Source organism: Mesorhizobium sp. DCY119 (genome assembly GCF_003590645.1).
In the GTDB taxonomy this organism is placed as follows: Bacteria; Pseudomonadota; Alphaproteobacteria; order Rhizobiales; family Rhizobiaceae; genus Mesorhizobium_M.
The window spans coordinates 4,755,909-4,772,955 of the sequence record NZ_CP031834.1 but is presented as its reverse complement, the minus strand read 5'-3'; the positions used below and the strand labels follow the sequence as shown (position 1 = coordinate 4,772,955).

Below are 17,047 nucleotides of genomic sequence, written 5' to 3'. Positions count from 1 at the left end.
CTTTTCAAAAAATCATCCGGGGACGGCCCCATTGTTTCGGAGAACCGAAGTGATGGCGTGTGACACCCACTATCCTTTTCAAGCATCCGGCCAATCGCCGCCACGCCTGGAGCGTGCCTGTCGCTGGCCTGCTCTTCCGCGCCATCTGGCTCGACATATCGCAGCCGATCCCGTCAAAACTCTTTGGTGGTCAAGCAGCGGCTCAGCGATTCTTTTCGTACTCCACGTTTCATTCTGTAACTGAACGATGCCAGTCTTGCAGGCATCGAAATTCAAGGAAAATCATCATGGCTTGGGTCTATCTTTTCTTCGCGGGGCTGCTTGAGGTCGTCTGGGCTTCGACCATGAAACAGTCGGAAGGCTTTACCAAACTCACCCCGTCGATCATCACCGGCGTCGCCATGCTGGCCAGCCTGTGGCTGCTCGCGCTGGCCATGAAAACGCTGCCGCTCGGCACAGCCTACGCCATCTGGACCGGCGTCGGTGCGGTTGGCGCCTTCATCGTCGGCCTGATTTATTTCGGCGAGCCGGCGACCTTCTACCGCATCCTCAGCGTCTGTCTGATCGTTGCTGGTTTGGCCGGCCTCAAGCTCACCTCTGGCCATTGATGCCGGGGTTGGGTGCGAAACGTTAAGGAAGCAGTTCGTAAAGCTGCAACCTTTGGTGTCTATTTTGGGCCACATGCCGGCCCAAAATTGCCTTTGAGGAGAGGTTCTCGGTTCGGCCAAGGGTTTCTTCCCCCAATACATTCCCTTACAATGGTAACATTCTCTAGGGGGCGGAGAGCTTTTCGAGGCGCGCTGATGTTGGTGCGTGTGGCCTATTCGACCGCGTCTAGGAGCTTGAGTGAGAGTTGTGTTTTCCAGGACTTCGCGGGGCCTTTGCCTGCTTATCGGCATCAGCCTCGCCACCGGCATGGCCACGCCGGCGCAGGCTTTCGAGCTGTTCGGCATCAAATTGTGGGGCAGCAAGAAGGTCGATGAGTCCGAGGACGTCATCGGCGAGCCGCAGCATTATTCCGTGGATTTCGCCGTCTCCGGCGACAACGAAGACATCCAGACCAAGCTGAAGGGCACATCCGGCCTCTGGAAAGACCGTGAGAAGCCGGCCTCCGGCGTCTCCGGCCTGCTCGCCAAGGCGCGCGGCGATTATCGCCGCCTGCTGGCAGCACTCTACAGCGAAGGCCGCTATGGCGGCACCATCAGCATCAAGGTCGACGGGCGCGAGGCGGCGGATTTGCCGCCGGATGCGACCTTGCCCGATCCGGTCGCCATCAGTGTCAGCGTTGACCCTGGCCCGACCTTCATGTTCGGCGAAACCGCCATCATCAATCGCGCGCCGCCGCCGGTCATGCGCAAGGATGAAGTCAAGCAGCCCGAGGACGAAGGTTTCGTGCCCGGACAGATCGCAAAGTCCGGTGTCATCCTCCAGTCGGAACGGCTTGCCGTCGAGGCCTGGCGCCAGCAGGGCCATGCCAAGGCGAAGATCGCCGATCGCCGCGTCGAGGCGGCCCACGACCGCGATATCGTCGACGCGACGCTGACTGTCGATCCCGGCCGCAAGGCCTACTACGCTCCCGTGGAAGTCCAGGGGACGGAACGCATCGATCCGAAATTCCTGGCGTGGATGACCGGCCTGGAGCCGGGGCAGGAATATGATCCCGACGATCTCGACCGCGCCAGCAAGCGGCTTGGCCGGCTCGACGTCTTCCGCGCCATGCGCTTTCAGGAAGGCGATGAAATCGGCAATGATGGGCTGCTGCCCATCAGCCTCATCGTGCAGGAGCGCCTGCCGCGCCGTTTCGGCGTCGGCGGCAGCTATTCCACCGTCGACGGCGCCGGCATCGAGGCCTATTGGCTGCACCGCAACCTGTTCGGCAAGGCCGAGCGCCTGCGTCTGGAGGCCAAGGTTGCCGGCATGGGCGCAACGCTTGATCCGGGCGACTTCACCTATCGCCTCGGCGCCACCTTCACCAAGCCGGGCGTCTATACGCCCGATACCGATTTCGTCGCCTCGCTCATCGGCGACCGTGAAGTGCTGGAGCCCTACACCCGCACCTCGATCAACGCCGAGGTCGGCTTCACCCATATCTTCACCGACGAGCTTTCCGGCCGGATCGCAGCGACCGGCGGCGTCTCGCGCTTCGACGACGATGTCTTCGGCCGGCGCGACTTCGCCAGTGTCGGCCTTATTGGCGGCCTGATCTATGACAGCCGCGACAACAAGACCGACGCCACCGAAGGCTATTACTTCGAGACCAATCTCGAACCGTTCTACGAATTCAAATACGGCAACGGCGCTCTTCGCTTCACCGCCGAAGGCCGCGCCTATTACGGCTTCGGCGAGGACAACCGAATCGTTGCCGCCGGCCGCATCAAGATCGGCAGCCTTGTTGGCCCGCCGATTTCGGAAACCGCGCCGGACAAGCTGTTCTTCGCCGGCGGCGGCGGCTCGGTTCGCGGCTACGCCTACCGCAACATCGGCGTCAACCTGCCGGACGGCAACGTCATCGGCGGACGCTCGCTGATCGAGGGTTCGGCCGAACTGCGCGCCCGCGTCACCAGCTCGATCGGCATCGTCGGCTTTATAGATGCCGGCTATGTCGGCGCCGATTCCTTCCCGAAATTCCAGGAGGATCTGCGCGTCGGCACAGGCGTCGGCCTGCGCTACCTGACTGGCCTCGGGCCGATCAGGCTTGATGCGGCGGTGCCGCTCAATCGCCACGGTGGCGATCCGAGCGTCGCCTTCTATGTTGGAATAGGACAAGCGTTTTGACCCGGATATTTCTGGCCATCGCCCTTTTCTTCACCGCGCTTACGGCAGCCGTCGCGCAGGATTCGGAACAGGCCGACCGCTCCTATCTGGTCGGACTGCTCGAAGACAAACTCTCCACGCCGAACCGCCAGATCCGCATCAACAACATCCAGGGCGTGCTTTCCTCTGATGCGACGATCGGCGAGATCACTATCGCCGACCGCCAGGGCGTCTGGCTGAAGATCACCAATGCCCGCATCGTCTGGACGCGCTCGGCACTCCTGCTTGGCCGCCTGTCGATCGACCGGCTCGCCGCCGACCGCATCGATGTCACGCGCAAACCCTTGCCGGACGAGAGTGCGCCGGCGCCCGAAGCGGGCAGCTTCCAGATTCCGGAACTGCCGGTCTCCGTTTCGCTCGGCGAGCTCGAAGTGCCGCATGTCGTCTTCGGCCAGGATTTGTTCGGCCTCGCCTCCGAGATGGGCATCACCGGGCGCCTGCAACTGGCTGGCGGCTCGCTCGACACTGCGCTGAACGTCACCCGCCTCGACGGTCCCGGCGGCCAGCTGGCGCTGACGGCGACCTACGCCAATGCCGACCAGATTCTCAATCTCGACCTGAAGCTCAACGAGCCGGCCAACGGCATCGTGGCCAATCTGCTCGGCGTCGAGGGCCGTCCGCCGATGGCGCTGGCCCTGCTGGGCAAGGGGCCGCTTTCCGACCTCGATCTCGACCTGACGCTCGACGCCGACCAGCAGCGCGTGCTGACCGGCAAGACCGAGCTGCGTCGGCAGAGCGAAGGCCTGGCCTTCACCGCCGATCTCGAAGGCCCGATCGCCCGGCTGATCTCGCCGCGCTTCCGCGATTTCTTCGGCGCCAACACGACGCTCCAGACCTCGGGCCTCGTCCGCGACGCTGGCGGCGTGCTTCTGGAAAACCTCGACCTGGAGAGCGCTGCCCTGAAGGTGAAGGCTGCCGCCGAGACGACTGCCGACAACTTCCTGCAGCGGCTGACGCTGGATGCCAATATCGACAACGGCACCACCGAAAAGGTGCTGCTGCCGATACCCGGCCAGAACACGGTGCAGCGCGCCAATGTGAAGCTCGCTTTTGGCGACAGCGGCAGCGATCAATGGTCGGGCGCCATCAAGGTCGATGATCTCGCCACCGAAACCTTCTCGTCGAAATCCGTCGATATCCTGCTGTCCGGCCTGGCGCAGAACCTGTCCAATCCGGCGCAGCGCCATCTCACTTTCGCGGCCAATGGCGGCGTTTCCGGCATCGAGGCCAAGCGCGCCGACGTGGCCGAGGCGTTGGGCAAGGAGATCAAGCTCGATGTCGGCGGCGAATGGACCGCGGGTGCGCCGGTCAAGCTTGCGAAGGCGCAGGTCGCGGCCAACGGTTTTGCCCTGTCGCTCGCCGGCGACATCGCCGACTATGTCTTCAAGGGCGATATCGGCCTCAAGGCCAATGCGCTGGCGCCGTTCTCAGGCCTTGCCGGGCGGCAGCTTTCGGGCGCGATCGATCTCGTCGCCAAGGGCACGGTCACGCCGGTCAGTGGCGGCTTCGACCTCACGCTCGATGGCAACGCCGATGGCCTCGGCATCGACAGCCCGCCGGCCGACAATCTGTTGCAAGGCCAGACGCGCCTGACCGGTGGCGTCGCGCGCGGCGAGACCGGGCTGGTGGCGCGCCAGTTCCGCATCTTCAACGATCAGGTCAGCATGACGGCCGATGGCCGTTTCGCCACGGGAACCGCCGATTTCAACTTCGACCTCGCGCTGAGCGACCTAGCGCTGGTTTCGGAGAAAGCCTCCGGACGCCTGACCGCAAAGGGCAGGGCGAACGGTTCCGACGGCCTCATCGGCCTGACCTTCGGCGCCGAGGTTCCGACCGGCGCGCTGGTCGGCAAGAACCTCAAGAACGCCGTGCTCGGCTTCGAAGGCACGCTGCAGAACAGCGACCTGAACGGCCAGGTCACGGGTGATGCCTTCCTCGATGGCGTGCGCATAGAGCTGGCCTCGGCAGTCGCCGTCACGGAAAACGAGAAGCGCCTCGGCGATCTCAAATTCACCGCCGGCGGTGCGCGCATCACCGGCGACGTGACGCAGGACAAGGCCGGTCTGCTCGACAGCAAACTGACGCTGGCCGCCCCCGATGTTTCCACCGCTGCCGCGCTCCTGCTCAAGGAAGCCACCGGCGCGGTCAACGCCGACATCGCGCTCAGCCATCAGGACGGCAAGCAGAACGCCACCGTTCGCGCCGACGTGGCCGACCTTGCCGTCGACACGGTCAAGCTCGGCAAGGCCGATCTCAACGCCAAGGTCGCCGACCTGTTCAACGTGCCGATTGCCGATGGTTCGCTCACAGCAGCCAAGCTCTCCGCCGGCGGCATCAATGTCACCACCTTGCAGGCCACAGCCCAGCAGCAGGGCCAGACCACCAATTTCAAGGCCGACGCAGCGCTGGACAACGGTGCCAAGGTCTCCACCGGCGGTGCGCTCACGCCCATCGAGGGCGGCTACCGCCTGGCGCTCCAGAATGCTGACGTGACGCAGGGCAGTCTCGCCGCCCGCCTGACCCAGCCGGCAGCGATCCAGATGCGCGGGCAGACCATCACCATCGACAATGTCGCGCTCGATGTCGGCGGTGGCCGTGTCACCGCGCGCGGCGAGATCGCTGACAAGCTCGACGTCGCCGTCAACATCGCCAATCTGCCGCTCGCCATCGCCAATGCCATCAAGCCGGATCTGGCGCTGGCCGGCACGGTCAACGGCACGGCCAATATCGGCGGCACGCGCGCCAGCCCGGACGTGAAGTTCAACGTCCAGGGCCGCTCCATCGCCGCCGCCGCACTCCGTCAGGCTGGCCTCAACTCGATCAATCTCGATGCCGACGGCACTTCGAGCGCCAACCGCCTGAACCTCAAAGCCGCGGTCACCAGCCCGGAGGGCCTGCGCGCCACGGCCAGCGGCGCGGTGCCGCTCGACAAGGGCGCGATGGCGCTCGACATCGGGCTGGAATCCTTCCCGCTGGCTGTCCTGAACGCTGCCGCCCCCGGCCAGAATCTCGGCGGCAACATTTCGGGCTCCGCCAAGGTCACCGGCCAACTCGCCAACCCCGCCGCATCCTTCAACCTGCGCGGTGCCGGCGTCCGCGCCGCAGCCCTCGATTCGGCAGGTGCCGCACCGCTGGAAATCAACGCATCCGGCAGCTTCGGCGACAAGGTCCTCACGCTGTCCTCCGCGACCGTCAACGGACCGCAGGGCCTGACGGTTTCGGCCAGCGGCCGCTTGCCCGTGTCCGGCAACGGCCTTGATCTCTCGGTCCGGGGCGAAGCGCCGCTAGCGCTTGCCAACCGCTTCCTCGCCGATCGCGGCGCGCAGGCCGGCGGCACGCTGCAGGTCAACGCCACCGTTTCCGGCAACCTCAAGCAGCCGGCGATCCGCGGCATGTTCTCCACCCAGGGCGCGGAGTTCGTCGATCCCGAAAGCAACACGCGCCTGCGCTCGATCGCCGTCATGGGCACGATCGACGGCGACCGCGTCACGCTGCGCAACGTCTCCGCCAACCTCGCCGCCGGTGGCTCGATCGGCGCGACTGGCACGGTCTCGCTCAATGCGGCGGCAAACTTCCCGGCCGATATCCGCGTGACGCTCAACCAGGCCCGCTATGCTGACGGCAACCTCGTCGTTGCCACCGTCAGCGGTGCTCTGGCCTTCACCGGCCCGCTGACGCGCGATCCGCTTCTGTCCGGTACGATCAATGTCGAGCGCGCCGAAATCACCGTGCCGGAAAGCTTCGCCGGCGGCGCGGCAGCCCTCGACGTCAAGCACATCCACCCATCGAAGGCCGTTGCCGAGACGCTGAAGCGCGCGCGTGCCAATGACGGCACACCGACGCCGACCAGCCGGCCAAGCGTCGTGCGGTTGGACATCAGCGTCAACGCACCCAACCGCATCTTCGTGCGCGGGCGTGGGCTGGATGCCGAGCTTGGCGGCTCCTTGCGCCTCACCGGCCCGGTCTCCAACATCCAGCCGGTCGGCGGCTTCGATCTCATCCGTGGCCGCCTCGGCATCCTCGGTCAGCGCATCACCTTCGACGAAGGTTCGGTGACGCTTGTCGGCGACCTTGACCCGTTCCTGAATTTCGTCGCCCGCTCGCAAGGCTCCGACATCACGGTCTTCATCACCGTCAGCGGGCGTGCCTCCGACATCGACGTCAAGTTCTCGTCGCAGCCGGAACTGCCGCAGGACGAAGTGCTGGCGCGCCTGATCTTCAATCGCGGCATCAGCGAATTGTCGGCCTTCCAGATCGCCCAGCTTGCCGCTGCTGCCGCAGAACTCGCCGGCGGTTCGAACAATTCGCTGATCGGCAGCCTGCGCGGCGCGACCGGGCTGGACGATCTCGATGTCGTCACAGACAGCGAAGGCAATGCCGCCGTGCGCGCCGGCCGCTACATCCAGGACAACATCTATCTCGGCGTCGAGGCCGGTGCCGAAGGCTCGACCAAGGGCACGATCAACCTCGACATCACCAAGGACCTCAAGGCGCGCGGCGCGGTTGGCACCGGCGGCGACTCCAGCCTTGGCGTATTCTACGAAAAGGACTACTGACCCGCACGGTTTGTCGTTATTCAGGTGATGACGGCCTGCAAATGATGGTCTTCTGCGCTTCCGGTGCTCACGTACAAAACGTACGCTCCGCTCCGGTTCTCGAAACCCATCATTTTCGGCACGTCCTGACCTGAATCTCGACAAACCGAGTGACAGTTTCCAATAGCCGGAGTCATCCATCATGAATCTTGCCGCCGAAATGGGCCCCGGCCTGACCGGGCTCGAACAGCTTCGGGCGCTGATCGCTTCGGGCGGGCGTCCGCCCATAGCCGAAACGCTGGATTTCCGGCTGGTCCAGGTCGACGACGGCTTTGCCGTCTTCGAAGGCACGCCCAGCCTGTCGGTCTACAACCCCATCGGCATGGTCCATGGCGGCTACGCCGCCACGCTGCTCGATTCGGCCTGCGGCTGCGCCGTCCACTCGAAACTCAGCGCCACCCAGGCCTATTCTACGCTGGAACTGAAGGTCGCCTACCACAAGGCGATCACCAAGGACACCGGCCTGCTGCGCGCCGAAGGCCGCGTGCTTTCCTTCGGCCGCCGCGCCGGGTTTTCCGAAGCCAAGCTCACCGACAGCGCCGGCAAGCTCTACGCGAGTGCGACGTCTACGCTGATCGTGATGGAGCGGTAGCGGCGGCGAGAGTTCCCCCTCTCCGTCACGCTTCGCGTGCCACCTCTCCCCCGCTTTACGGGGGCGAGGAACCCAAGTCCTGAAACGGCGCGACCTCGCAGAATCAAGGTTCCTCGCCCCGCTTGCGGGGAGAGGCGGATCGGCGAAGCCGAGACGGAGAGGGGAAGCTTTTATTCGTCCCACGACGAGAGGAGTAAAAACTTATTCTCTCCTCAACTCTCCACCGTCAGCTCCACCAGATCCGCGGCAAAGCGCGTTTCGGCAAATTGGATCGGCCGCCCCTCAAGATCATCATTGATCGCAATCGCCACCAGTACGATCGCGCCGGGCGAGAGCTTCAGGTTTTCCAGATCGTCGGTATCGGCATGGCGCGCCGAGACCAGCGTCGAGCGGCGCAGATAGTCATTCACGCCATAACGCGCGAAGGATGAGGTGATCGAGCCCGTCTCGGCATAGGCTTTCTCGAAACCGGGAAAGCGCACGGCATCGAACCAGCCCGTCGCACGCCCCACACGCCGTCCGTCCGCTTCACTCACCGTTTCCAGCCGCAGCACCGGCGCGCCTGGTTCAAGCGCCAGCGCTTCCGCCACGCGCGCACTGGCTTCTTCCTGTTGATGGCCCAGAAGTATGCCGCGCCGGTCGCGCGTCTGATGCTGCATGCCTGTGGAAAAGCGCGTGCGTGCCGAGATCGGATAGGCAAGCCGCTTGCGGCTTTCGATGAAGGTGCCGCGGCCCTGTTCGGCCCGCAGCACGCCTTCCTGCACGAGCGCTGCGATTGCCGCGCGCACCGTGTGCCGGTTCACGCCAAAGTGCTCGGACAGCCAGATTTCCGGCGGCAATTTTTGCCCGTCGCCGAGCGTGCCGCCGCCGATGCCATGCCGGATGCGGTCGGCGACCTGCCGCCACAGCGCGACCCCGCTGCGCCGCTCCATACTGAGTTGACTGTCTTCCGAGCCCATTTTTTCACCCCGTCATCGCACCGTCATAGACAGGCATTAGAAAGGGAGTATAATTTGTATGGTTGTATAGAGCAATAGACAAATTTTGCAACGGCGGACCGGATAATGAAAACAGACAGACGGCAGGAAAGGGAAGAGGCGGCGGGCCGCAAGGCAGCGATGGCAGCACTCTCCCATGCACCCGGAGACAGGCTCAAGGCGTTGTGGGCTGAGGCCGGCTTGCCGCGTGATGCGCAGAAGCTTCGCGGGCCGGAGACGGGTCTCGTCACCGTGCGCGGCCGCATCGGCGGTGGCGGTGCGCCATTCAATTTCGGCGAGGCGACCGTCACCCGCGCCACGGTGCGGGTCGAGGGTGGCGCGGTCGGCCACGCCTATGCGCTCGGCCGCGACAAGGAAAAGGCGCTTCTCTCGGCCATCGCCGATGCGCTCTGGCAGGACGCATCGCGCCGTGCCGAGATCGAGGCCAGCATCATCGAGCCGCTGCGCGCGGAACAGCTTGCTGCCGACGAGACGCGTCGCGCCGAGACGGCGGCGACGAAGGTCGATTTCTTCACCATGGTACGCGGAGAGGATTGATGGAAACGCAGGCAATCGATGGCGGCTTCGCCAATCCAGTATTCGATGCGCAGGCGGTGTTTCGCGCCGTCATGGACGCCATGGCCCGTCCCGGCACCATCCAGCCCTGCGACGGCCTGACCGTGCCGCCGGCACCGCTGTCGCCGGTCGCGGGTGCTGTCGCACTGACCTTCTGCGACAACGACACGCCGCTCTGGCTCGATCCTGCCTTGCAGGCCTCTGCCGCCGCAAAGCACTGGCTTGGCTTTCACAGCGGCGCGCCGCTTGCCCACACGCCGGCGGATGCGCATTTCGCGCTCGTCTCCAGCCCGGCCGAGTTGATCGCGCTTGAGAATTTCGCGCAAGGCACGCAGGAATATCCCGATCGCTCTACCACGCTCATCCTGCAGGTGGAGAGCCTGTCTGCGGGCGAAAACCTGCTGCTCGAAGGCCCCGGCATCGAGAAGGCTGCAATGCTCGCGCCCACCCCGCTGCCGCGTCATTTCGTCGAACAGTGGAAGCAGAACCGCGCCCGCTTTCCGCGCGGCGTCGATGTCATTCTGGCAGCACCAGAAGGCATCGCCTGCCTGCCGCGCACCACGCGTATCAAGACCATGGAGGCCTGACCGATGTATGTGGCCGTAAAGGGCGGTGATGCCGCCATTTCCAACGCACACCAGCTGCTCGCCGACCGTCGGCGCGGCGACCGCTCCGTGCCCGCCCTGCGCCTCGACCAGATCGTCGAGCAGCTGGCGCTGGGTGTCGATCGCGTCATGGCCGAAGGTTCGCTCTACGATCGCGAACTGGCGGCACTCGCCCTCGCACAGGCGCGCGGCGACATGATCGAGGCGATCTTCCTCGTCCGCGCCTATCGCACCACTCTGCCGCGCTTTGGCTATACGCTCCCGATCGACACCGCCGCCATGCAGGTCGAGCGCCGCATTTCCGCGACCTACAAGGACCTGCCCGGCGGCCAGCTTCTCGGCCCGACCTTTGATTACACGCATCGCCTGCTCGACCCCGAAATCGCCGCCGGTGCGCCGGTAGCCGAACCCGAACAGCGCGAGGCCGAAGCTGGCCGAATGCCGCGTGTCTCGGAAATCCTCGCCCATGAAGGGCTGATCGAAAGCGACGGCGAACTGCCGGAAGACCACGTCACCGGCGATCTCACCCGCGAGCCGGTGGAGTTTCCGCTGGAGCGCGACCTGCGCCTGCAGGCACTTTCGCGCGGCGACGAGGGCTTTTTGCTGGCGCTCGCCTATTCCACCCAGCGTGGCTATGGCCGCAGCCATCCCTTCGTTGGCGAGGTCCGCATCGGCGAGGTCGAGGTTGAAATCGACGTGCCGGAACTGCCCTTCGCCGTGCCCCTCGGCCGCATCCGCGTCACCGAATGTCAGATGGTCAACCAGTTCAAGGGTTCGGCCAAGGTGCCGCCGCAGTTCACGCGCGGCTACGGTCTCGTCTTCGGCCAGTCCGAACGCAAGGCCATGGCGATGTCGCTATGCGACCGCGCCCTGCGCGCCCGCGAGTTCGGCGAGGATGTCGTTGCCCCCGCGCAGGACGAGGAATTCGTCATCTCGCATTCCGACAACGTCCAGGCCACCGGCTTCGTCGAGCATCTGAAGTTGCCGCACTATGTCGATTTCCAGGCCGAACTCGGTCTCGTGCGCGGCATGCGCGCCGAGCACGAAGCGCGCCAGCGCGGCGACGATCAGGAAACACGGGAGGCCGCGGAATGATCGAAGGTCTCTCGCACATCACCTTCATCGTGCGTGATCTCGAGCGTATGACGGCGATTCTCGCCGGAGTCTTCGACGCTCGCGAGGTCTATGCCAGCGGCGACGACCGTTTCTCGCTGTCTCGCGAAAAATTCTTCCTGATTGGCGATCTCTGGATCGCGATCATGGAGGGCGAGCCGTTGCCTTCGCGCAGCTACAACCACATCGCCTTCAAGATCGATGAGGTCGATTTCGACCGCTATGTCGACCGCGCCAAGGCGCTTGGGCTCGACATGCGCCCGCCACGTCCTCGCGTCGAGGGCGAAGGACGGTCGATCTATTTCTACGATGATGACAACCATTTGTTCGAGCTGCACACCGGCACGCTGGCCGAGCGTTTGGCGCGGTATGCGAAAGGTCTGGAGCCTGCACAATGAACGCCATCGCCACCTACAACTTCGCCTATCTCGACGAGCAGACCAAGCGGATGATCCGCCGGGCGATCCTGAAGGGCATCGCCATTCCCGGCTATCAGGTGCCTTTCGCCAGCCGCGAAATGCCGATGCCCTATGGCTGGGGCACCGGCGGCGTGCAGGTCACGGCCTCGATCATCGGGCCTGACGATATCCTGAAGGTCATCGACCAGGGCGCCGACGATACCACCAATGCCGTTTCGATCCGCGCCTTCTTCAAAAAGGTCGCCGACGTTGCCGTCACCACGGAGACGGAGAAAGCCACCATCATCCAGACCCGCCACCGCATTCCCGAAGCGCCGCTTCATGCCGGGCAGGTCCTGGTCTATCAGGTGCCGATTCCCGAGCCGCTGCGCTTCCTCGAGCCGCGCGAGACCGAGACGCGCAAGATGCATGCGCTGGAGGAATACGGGCTGATGCATGTGAAGCTCTACGAGGACATCGCACGCCACGGCCACATCGCCACGACCTATGCTTACCCGGTGAAGGTCGAGGGCCGCTATGTCATGGACCCATCGCCGACGCCGAAATTCGACAACCCGAAAATGAACATGTCGCCTGCGTTGCAGCTCTTCGGCGCGGGCCGCGAAAAGCGCATCTACGCCGTTCCGCCCTTCACCAAAGTGGTCAGCCTCGACTTCGAGGACCATCCCTTCGAGGTCCAGACTTTCGACCAGCCCTGCGCGCTCTGCGGTGCCGAGCAGGTCTATCTCGACGAGGTCATCCTCGACGATCACGGCGGGCACATGTTCGTGTGCTCGGACACCGACCATTGCGAGAAGCGGCGGGAATCCCTCCCCCTTGAGGGGAGGGTCGGCGGCGAAGCCGCCGGGGTAGGGTCAGAGCGGCCGAGCTCGACCTCTACGAAAACCCGCGCCGAGACTATGGATAAGACCCCACCCGACCAACCGCCTTCGGCGATTGGCCACCCTCCCCTCAAGGGGGAGGGAAAGGACACGCTATGACCGACGAACCGCTTTTCCGCGTTACATCACTCTCAAAATATTACGGCTCGCGCGTCGGCTGCGAGGACATCACCTTCGATCTCTGGCCGGGCGAGGTTCTGGCCGTGGTCGGCGAATCCGGCTCGGGCAAGACGACGCTGCTCAATTGCATGTCGACCCGGCTGATGCCGACTTCGGGCACCGCCGCCTACCGCATGCGCGACGGTACCTGGCGCGACCTCTACCGCATGAGCGAGGCGGAACGCCGCTTTCTCATGCGCACCGACTGGGGTTTCGTCCACCAGAACCCAGCCGACGGTTTGCGCATGACGGTTTCGGCCGGCGCCAATGTCGGCGAGCGGCTGATGGCGGTGGGCGACCGCCACTACGGCAACATCCGCTCGACCGCCATCGACTGGCTCGGCCGCGTCGAGATCGACGAGGACCGTATCGACGACCAGCCGCGCGCCTTCTCCGGCGGCATGCGCCAGCGGCTCCAGATCGCGCGCAATCTCGTCACCGGCCCGCGTCTCGTCTTCATGGACGAGCCGACCGGTGGCCTCGATGTTTCGGTGCAGGCGCGCCTGCTCGATCTCCTGCGCGGCCTCGTCACCGATCTCGGGCTGGCGGCCATCGTCGTCACCCACGACCTTGCCGTCGCGCGGCTCCTGTCGCAGCGCATGATGGTGATGAAGGACGGCCGCGTCGTCGAAACCGGCCTCACCGACCGCGTGCTCGACGATCCCCGCGCGCCCTACACGCAGCTTCTCGTGTCTTCGATCTTGCAGGTCTAGGCGCGTGATCCTGAAAAGTGGAACCCGGTTTTCGGACAAGATCACGCGTAAATACGAAAGAGACTAACATGCCCACCCCCGTCGTCGTCTCCGAAGTCGCCAAGAGCTTCACCATGCATCTGCGCGACGGCATCAAGCTGCCGGTCGTAGCCAATGTCTCGTTCTCGCTGAAATCCGGCGAATGTGCCGTGCTCGGCGGGCCGTCGGGTGCCGGCAAAAGCTCGATCCTGAAAATGCTCTACGGCAACTATGCCGTCGATGAAGGCCAGATCATCGTCAGCCATGGCGGCGAACTCGTCGATCTCGCCACAGCCAGCCCGCGCACGATGCTGCGGATCCGCCGTGATACGATCGGCTATGTCAGCCAGTTCCTGCGCACGGTGCCGCGCGTCTCCGCACTCGATGTCGTCGCCGAACCTCTGGTGATGCTCGGCGAGGACAGGGATGGCGCCCGCGACAAGGCGCGCGAACTGCTTGCCCGCCTCAACCTGCCGGAAAAGCTGTGGCTGCTTCCGCCCGCCACCTTCTCGGGCGGAGAGCAGCAGCGCGTCAACATCGCGCGCGGCTTCATCACCGCGCATCCGGTGCTGCTGCTTGACGAGCCGACGGCCTCGCTCGATGCCGTCAACCGCCAGGTCGTGGTGGATCTGATCGCGCAGAAGAAAGCTGCGGGCGTTGCCCTGCTCGGCATCTTCCACGATCAGGACGTGCGCGAGGCGGTCGCCGACCGCATCATCGATGTCACCGAATTTGCAGCCGGAAAGATCGCAGCATGAGCGGCAAGCTTTCGGAAGAGCCGCGCGTCCACTCGACCGCCGAAGTCAGCAACTCGACGCTCGGCCGCTACACCGAGATCGCCGACCGCTCGCGCATCCACGAAACGACGCTCGGCGACTATTCCTACGTCATGCAGGATTGCGGCGTCTGGTGCGCGGCCATCGGCAAGTTTGCCAACGTTGCCGCCGCCGTGCGCATCAACGCCACCAACCACCCGACATGGCGGCCGACGCTGCATCACTTCACCTACCGCGCCTCCGACTACTGGGACGACGCCACCCACGAAGAAGAGTTCTTCGAATGGCGCCGCTCAAACGCGGTGACCATCGGCCACGACACCTGGCTCGGTCACGGCTCGACCATCCTGCCCGGCGTCACCGTCGGCGACGGCGCGGCTGTCGGGGCAGGGGCGGTCGTGTCGAAGGATGTCGCGCCCTACACCATCGTCGGCGGCGTGCCGGCAAAACCGATCCGCGAACGCTTCGACCGCAAGACCGCCGAGCGCTACCAGGCGCTCGCCTGGTGGGACTGGGACCACGCGCGGTTGCGCACGGCGCTGGATGATTTCCGGGCGTTGGATGCGGAAGCGTTTCTGGAGAAGCATGGCGGGTAGGGTTCCGGCATCTGGAACTAAGCCGCCCCCCTCTCCGTCGCGCTTCGCGCGCCACCTCTCCCCCGCCTTGCGGGGGCGAGGAACTGCTACTCGCTGACGTTGCGGAAGTCGAGGCTTGGCAGAACTTGGGTTCCTCGCCCCGCTTGCGGGGAGAGGTGGCTCGGCGAAGCTGAGACGGAGAGGGGTCTTGCGGCGCCAAAGCAATTGCTGCGCCTCAGGCGTTCACCCTCATCCCCCACCCACATTCCATCCCCGCCCACGCTCACCGAACATCTCATAGCCGGCTTCCGTAATCGCCACCGTATCCTCCAGCTTGATAAATCCCCGCGTCGGATGAAGCATGGTCGTCTCCACCGACAGCACCATGCCGGCTTCCAGCGGCTTGCCGGCATCGACGCCCTCATAGGCGACCGGATGGTTGGTCATCAGGAAAGGCGCTTCGTGGCTGATAAGCCCCATGCCATGGGCGAAGAAATCGGTGAAGGCAGCGCTCGGCGAAGCCTTCAGCGCCTTTTCGGCATGGGCGATCATGTCGCCACCCAGCGTGCCGGCGCGGCACAGCGAGAATGCCGCCTGCTGCACCACTTCGATCTCGGCCAGCAGGTCCTGCAATTCCTGGTCCGGCTCGCCTATCACGCCCATGCGGCAGAGGTCGCCAATATAGCCGTGATAATTGCCGCCCGAATCCAGCGACAGCACCTCGCCTTTGTTCCATGTCTGAGGCGACACGGCGCGGTTGTGGCTGGCGCCGAGGGTCAGCAGGCAATATTCGAACTGCAGGCCGCGATTGGTCTCCTCGCGGCGCAGCGCATCGACGATCTCCTGCTTGCTAGCGCCGGCACGTTGACCCGTGAAGACGGCCGTCATCGAATCGGTGATCAGTTCGGACGCCTGGCGCAGCTTTTCCAGTTCCTGCGGCGTCTTGATGGCGCGCAGGCGCTCCAGCGTCGAAGTGGCGTCAACGAGTGTCGCGCCGGGCAGGGCGCTTTGCAGCACGCCATGCGCATCCGATGGCATGAAGGGCGGCTCGATGCCGATGCGCGCCGTGTCCTTGCCGATCTTCTTCAGATGCTCGGCCGCAAGCTTTGCCGCATCGGCCGACCCCCATGTCGCGGTCTGCACCGACGGCGTCCAGAACGGATTGTTCTGGTGCTCGCCGCCCTCCATGCGGTTGCCGACATAGGCTGCATGGTCGGGCTTACCCTTCTCGTAGATCAGCACCGGCAGGTAGCGGCTGTGGCCGATCGCTTCCATCGCCGAGAAGAAGATGAACCTGTAGCCGCCGAGCAGATACTGGACGTTGTGCTTCGACGTCGCGACCAGCACGTCGATGCCAGCCTCGTCCATCAAGCCGTCGAGCTTGGCGTGATCGAACGGAACCGTGCTTTGTCGGGCAGCAGTCGTGGCGATATTCATGACATTTCTCCCTGAATTCCTCCGCCGCTGGCCGGTCTGCCGCCGGCCTCTCGGCTAACTCGTGATCTAGCGCTCACGCCCGCGTCGGCACCGGCAGGCGCTCGAAATAATCCTGATGCTCACGCGCCACCCGCGCCGCTTCCTCGGCATTGCCGCTGGCGATGGCGTCGATGATCGGCTGGTGGCTGTCGGCGATCTCGACCAGATCCAGCCCCTCCGTCAGCATGGTGATGGTGGTGCGCGTCTCGATCTGCAGCGACTGCCAGATGTTGAGCAGCAGCCGGTTCTTCGCCGCTTCCATGATCGAGCGGTGGAATTTTACCGAATGCTCGACCACGCCATGCGTGTCGCCGGCCACTGCGGCGTCGCGCATCAGGTCGACCTCGCGCTGCAGATAATCGAGGTCGCAGGCGCGCTGCGTGGTGGCGATGCGCGTCGCCTGCTCCTCCAGCGCGCCGCGCACGGTGTAGATTTCGCGCAGGCCATCGCCCATCACTTCGGAGACGTAGGTACCACGCCGGGGCAGGTTGGTGACGAGGCCGGTCGCTTCCAGTTCCCGCAACGCCTCGCGCACCGGGCCCTGGCTGGTGCCGAATTCCTCGGCGATGCGCAGTTCGATCAGCCGCTCGCCGGGGTCGTAATGCCCGCCGAGGATGCGGCGCAGCAGCACCTCCTTCAGCCGCTGCCTCAGCGGCGTGTTGACGAAGCCCGTATCCGGCAACTTCCCCATCTCCGCTTTTACCCTGCGCATTTCGCTCATCGAATGTCCTGCCGAATCCATCTGCTACTGCGTTGCA

The 17,047-nt window shown here is 64.8% G+C and carries 14 protein-coding genes and 1 pseudogene; 12 read left to right on the top strand and 3 right to left on the bottom strand.

Annotation, left to right across the window (positions count from 1 at the left end; translation table 11 throughout):
• Positions 1–287 precede the first annotated feature (287 nt).
• The 4 genes from sugE (at position 288) to DZG07_RS23325 (ending at position 8,001) form a co-directional block, all read left to right on the top strand.
• Entirely contained in the window at positions 288–608 is a 321-nt protein-coding gene (gene sugE, locus DZG07_RS23340; protein ID WP_091916428.1) for a quaternary ammonium compound efflux SMR transporter SugE, read from the top strand.
• Between the two features lie 307 nt (positions 609–915).
• Positions 916–2,775 (top strand): autotransporter assembly complex family protein, encoded by a 1,860-nt coding sequence (locus DZG07_RS23335; RefSeq protein WP_119822005.1) that lies wholly within the window; start codon positions 916–918, stop codon positions 2,773–2,775.
• Positions 2,772–7,370, top strand: a complete 4,599-nt coding sequence (locus tag DZG07_RS23330; RefSeq protein WP_119821172.1) for a translocation/assembly module TamB domain-containing protein — start codon at positions 2,772–2,774, stop codon at positions 7,368–7,370. The genes DZG07_RS23335 and DZG07_RS23330 overlap by 4 nt, the downstream gene beginning before the upstream one ends.
• A 181-nt stretch (positions 7,371–7,551) precedes the next feature.
• Entirely contained in the window at positions 7,552–8,001 is a 450-nt protein-coding gene (locus DZG07_RS23325) for a PaaI family thioesterase (RefSeq protein ID WP_119821170.1), read from the top strand.
• 212 nt (positions 8,002–8,213) lie between these two features.
• Here DZG07_RS23325 and phnF read toward each other — a convergent pair whose 3' ends face one another.
• Entirely contained in the window at positions 8,214–8,960 is a 747-nt protein-coding gene (gene phnF, locus DZG07_RS23320) for a phosphonate metabolism transcriptional regulator PhnF (RefSeq protein WP_091916431.1), read from the bottom strand.
• A gap of 105 nt (positions 8,961–9,065) precedes the next feature.
• Between phnF and phnG the strand changes: the two genes are divergently transcribed.
• The 8 genes and pseudogenes from phnG to DZG07_RS23280 all read left to right on the top strand — a co-directional run bounded on the left by phnG (position 9,066) and on the right by DZG07_RS23280 (position 14,834).
• The gene (phnG, locus tag DZG07_RS23315; RefSeq protein WP_091916432.1) at positions 9,066–9,536 is read left to right on the top strand and encodes a phosphonate C-P lyase system protein PhnG; all 471 of its coding nucleotides are present in this window, start codon (positions 9,066–9,068) and stop codon (positions 9,534–9,536) included.
• Positions 9,536–10,141 carry a phosphonate C-P lyase system protein PhnH gene (phnH, locus tag DZG07_RS23310; protein ID WP_119821168.1) on the top strand — a complete coding sequence of 202 codons (606 nt, stop codon included), beginning with the start codon at positions 9,536–9,538 and terminating at the stop codon, positions 10,139–10,141. Before phnG ends, phnH begins: the two co-directional genes overlap by 1 nt.
• Positions 10,142–10,144: 3 nt before the next feature.
• The gene (locus DZG07_RS23305) at positions 10,145–11,254 is read left to right on the top strand and encodes a carbon-phosphorus lyase complex subunit PhnI (RefSeq protein ID WP_119821166.1); all 1,110 of its coding nucleotides are present in this window, start codon (positions 10,145–10,147) and stop codon (positions 11,252–11,254) included.
• Complete coding sequence (fosX, locus tag DZG07_RS23300) at positions 11,251–11,670, top strand: FosX/FosE/FosI family fosfomycin resistance hydrolase (protein ID WP_119821164.1); 420 nt, start codon at positions 11,251–11,253, stop codon at positions 11,668–11,670. The genes DZG07_RS23305 and fosX overlap by 4 nt, the downstream gene beginning before the upstream one ends.
• Positions 11,667–12,494: pseudogene (locus tag DZG07_RS23295) on the top strand (alpha-D-ribose 1-methylphosphonate 5-phosphate C-P-lyase PhnJ); the annotation flags it as partial. The gene fosX and the pseudogene DZG07_RS23295, both read left to right, overlap by 4 nt.
• A 173-nt stretch (positions 12,495–12,667) precedes the next feature.
• Positions 12,668–13,444: a phosphonate C-P lyase system protein PhnK gene (phnK, locus tag DZG07_RS23290; protein ID WP_091916441.1), complete on the top strand. Its 777-nt coding sequence runs from the start codon at positions 12,668–12,670 to the stop codon at positions 13,442–13,444.
• A gap of 68 nt (positions 13,445–13,512) precedes the next feature.
• Positions 13,513–14,220: a phosphonate C-P lyase system protein PhnL gene (phnL, locus tag DZG07_RS23285; protein WP_119821162.1), complete on the top strand. Its 708-nt coding sequence runs from the start codon at positions 13,513–13,515 to the stop codon at positions 14,218–14,220.
• Positions 14,217–14,834: a DapH/DapD/GlmU-related protein gene (locus DZG07_RS23280; RefSeq protein WP_119821160.1), complete on the top strand. Its 618-nt coding sequence runs from the start codon at positions 14,217–14,219 to the stop codon at positions 14,832–14,834. Before phnL ends, DZG07_RS23280 begins: the two co-directional genes overlap by 4 nt.
• 228 nt (positions 14,835–15,062) lie before the next feature.
• On the opposite strand, the gene DZG07_RS23275 is transcribed toward DZG07_RS23280, so the two are convergent.
• On the bottom strand, positions 15,063–16,250 hold the full coding sequence (locus DZG07_RS23275) for a Xaa-Pro peptidase family protein (protein WP_119821158.1): 1,188 nt from the start codon (positions 16,248–16,250) through the stop codon (positions 15,063–15,065).
• Positions 16,251–16,323: 73 nt separating this feature from the next.
• Positions 16,324–17,010 carry a GntR family transcriptional regulator gene (locus DZG07_RS23270; RefSeq protein ID WP_162931706.1) on the bottom strand — a complete coding sequence of 229 codons (687 nt, stop codon included), beginning with the start codon at positions 17,008–17,010 and terminating at the stop codon, positions 16,324–16,326.
• Between the last annotated feature and the right edge of the window lie 37 nt (positions 17,011–17,047).

What these genes read in the sequence shown, in the direction of transcription:
- phnH (WP_119821168.1), top strand. Translation starts at nt 9,536, where the DNA reads ATGGAAACGCAGGCAATCGATGGCGGCTTCGCCAATCCAGTATTCGAT.
- DZG07_RS23305 (WP_119821166.1), top strand. Translation starts at nt 10,145, where the DNA reads ATGTATGTGGCCGTAAAGGGCGGTGATGCCGCCATTTCCAACGCACAC.
- fosX (WP_119821164.1), top strand. Translation starts at nt 11,251, where the DNA reads ATGATCGAAGGTCTCTCGCACATCACCTTCATCGTGCGTGATCTCGAG.
- DZG07_RS23280 (WP_119821160.1), top strand. Translation starts at nt 14,217, where the DNA reads ATGAGCGGCAAGCTTTCGGAAGAGCCGCGCGTCCACTCGACCGCCGAA.
- phnG (WP_091916432.1), top strand. Translation starts at nt 9,066, where the DNA reads ATGAAAACAGACAGACGGCAGGAAAGGGAAGAGGCGGCGGGCCGCAAG.
- phnL (WP_119821162.1), top strand. Translation starts at nt 13,513, where the DNA reads ATGCCCACCCCCGTCGTCGTCTCCGAAGTCGCCAAGAGCTTCACCATG.
- sugE (WP_091916428.1), top strand. Translation starts at nt 288, where the DNA reads ATGGCTTGGGTCTATCTTTTCTTCGCGGGGCTGCTTGAGGTCGTCTGG.
- DZG07_RS23275 (WP_119821158.1), bottom strand. Translation starts at nt 16,250, where the DNA reads ATGAATATCGCCACGACTGCTGCCCGACAAAGCACGGTTCCGTTCGAT.
- DZG07_RS23335 (WP_119822005.1), top strand. Translation starts at nt 916, where the DNA reads ATGGCCACGCCGGCGCAGGCTTTCGAGCTGTTCGGCATCAAATTGTGG.
- phnK (WP_091916441.1), top strand. Translation starts at nt 12,668, where the DNA reads ATGACCGACGAACCGCTTTTCCGCGTTACATCACTCTCAAAATATTAC.
- DZG07_RS23270 (WP_162931706.1), bottom strand. Translation starts at nt 17,010, where the DNA reads ATGAGCGAAATGCGCAGGGTAAAAGCGGAGATGGGGAAGTTGCCGGAT.
- DZG07_RS23325 (WP_119821170.1), top strand. Translation starts at nt 7,552, where the DNA reads ATGAATCTTGCCGCCGAAATGGGCCCCGGCCTGACCGGGCTCGAACAG.
- phnF (WP_091916431.1), bottom strand. Translation starts at nt 8,960, where the DNA reads ATGGGCTCGGAAGACAGTCAACTCAGTATGGAGCGGCGCAGCGGGGTC.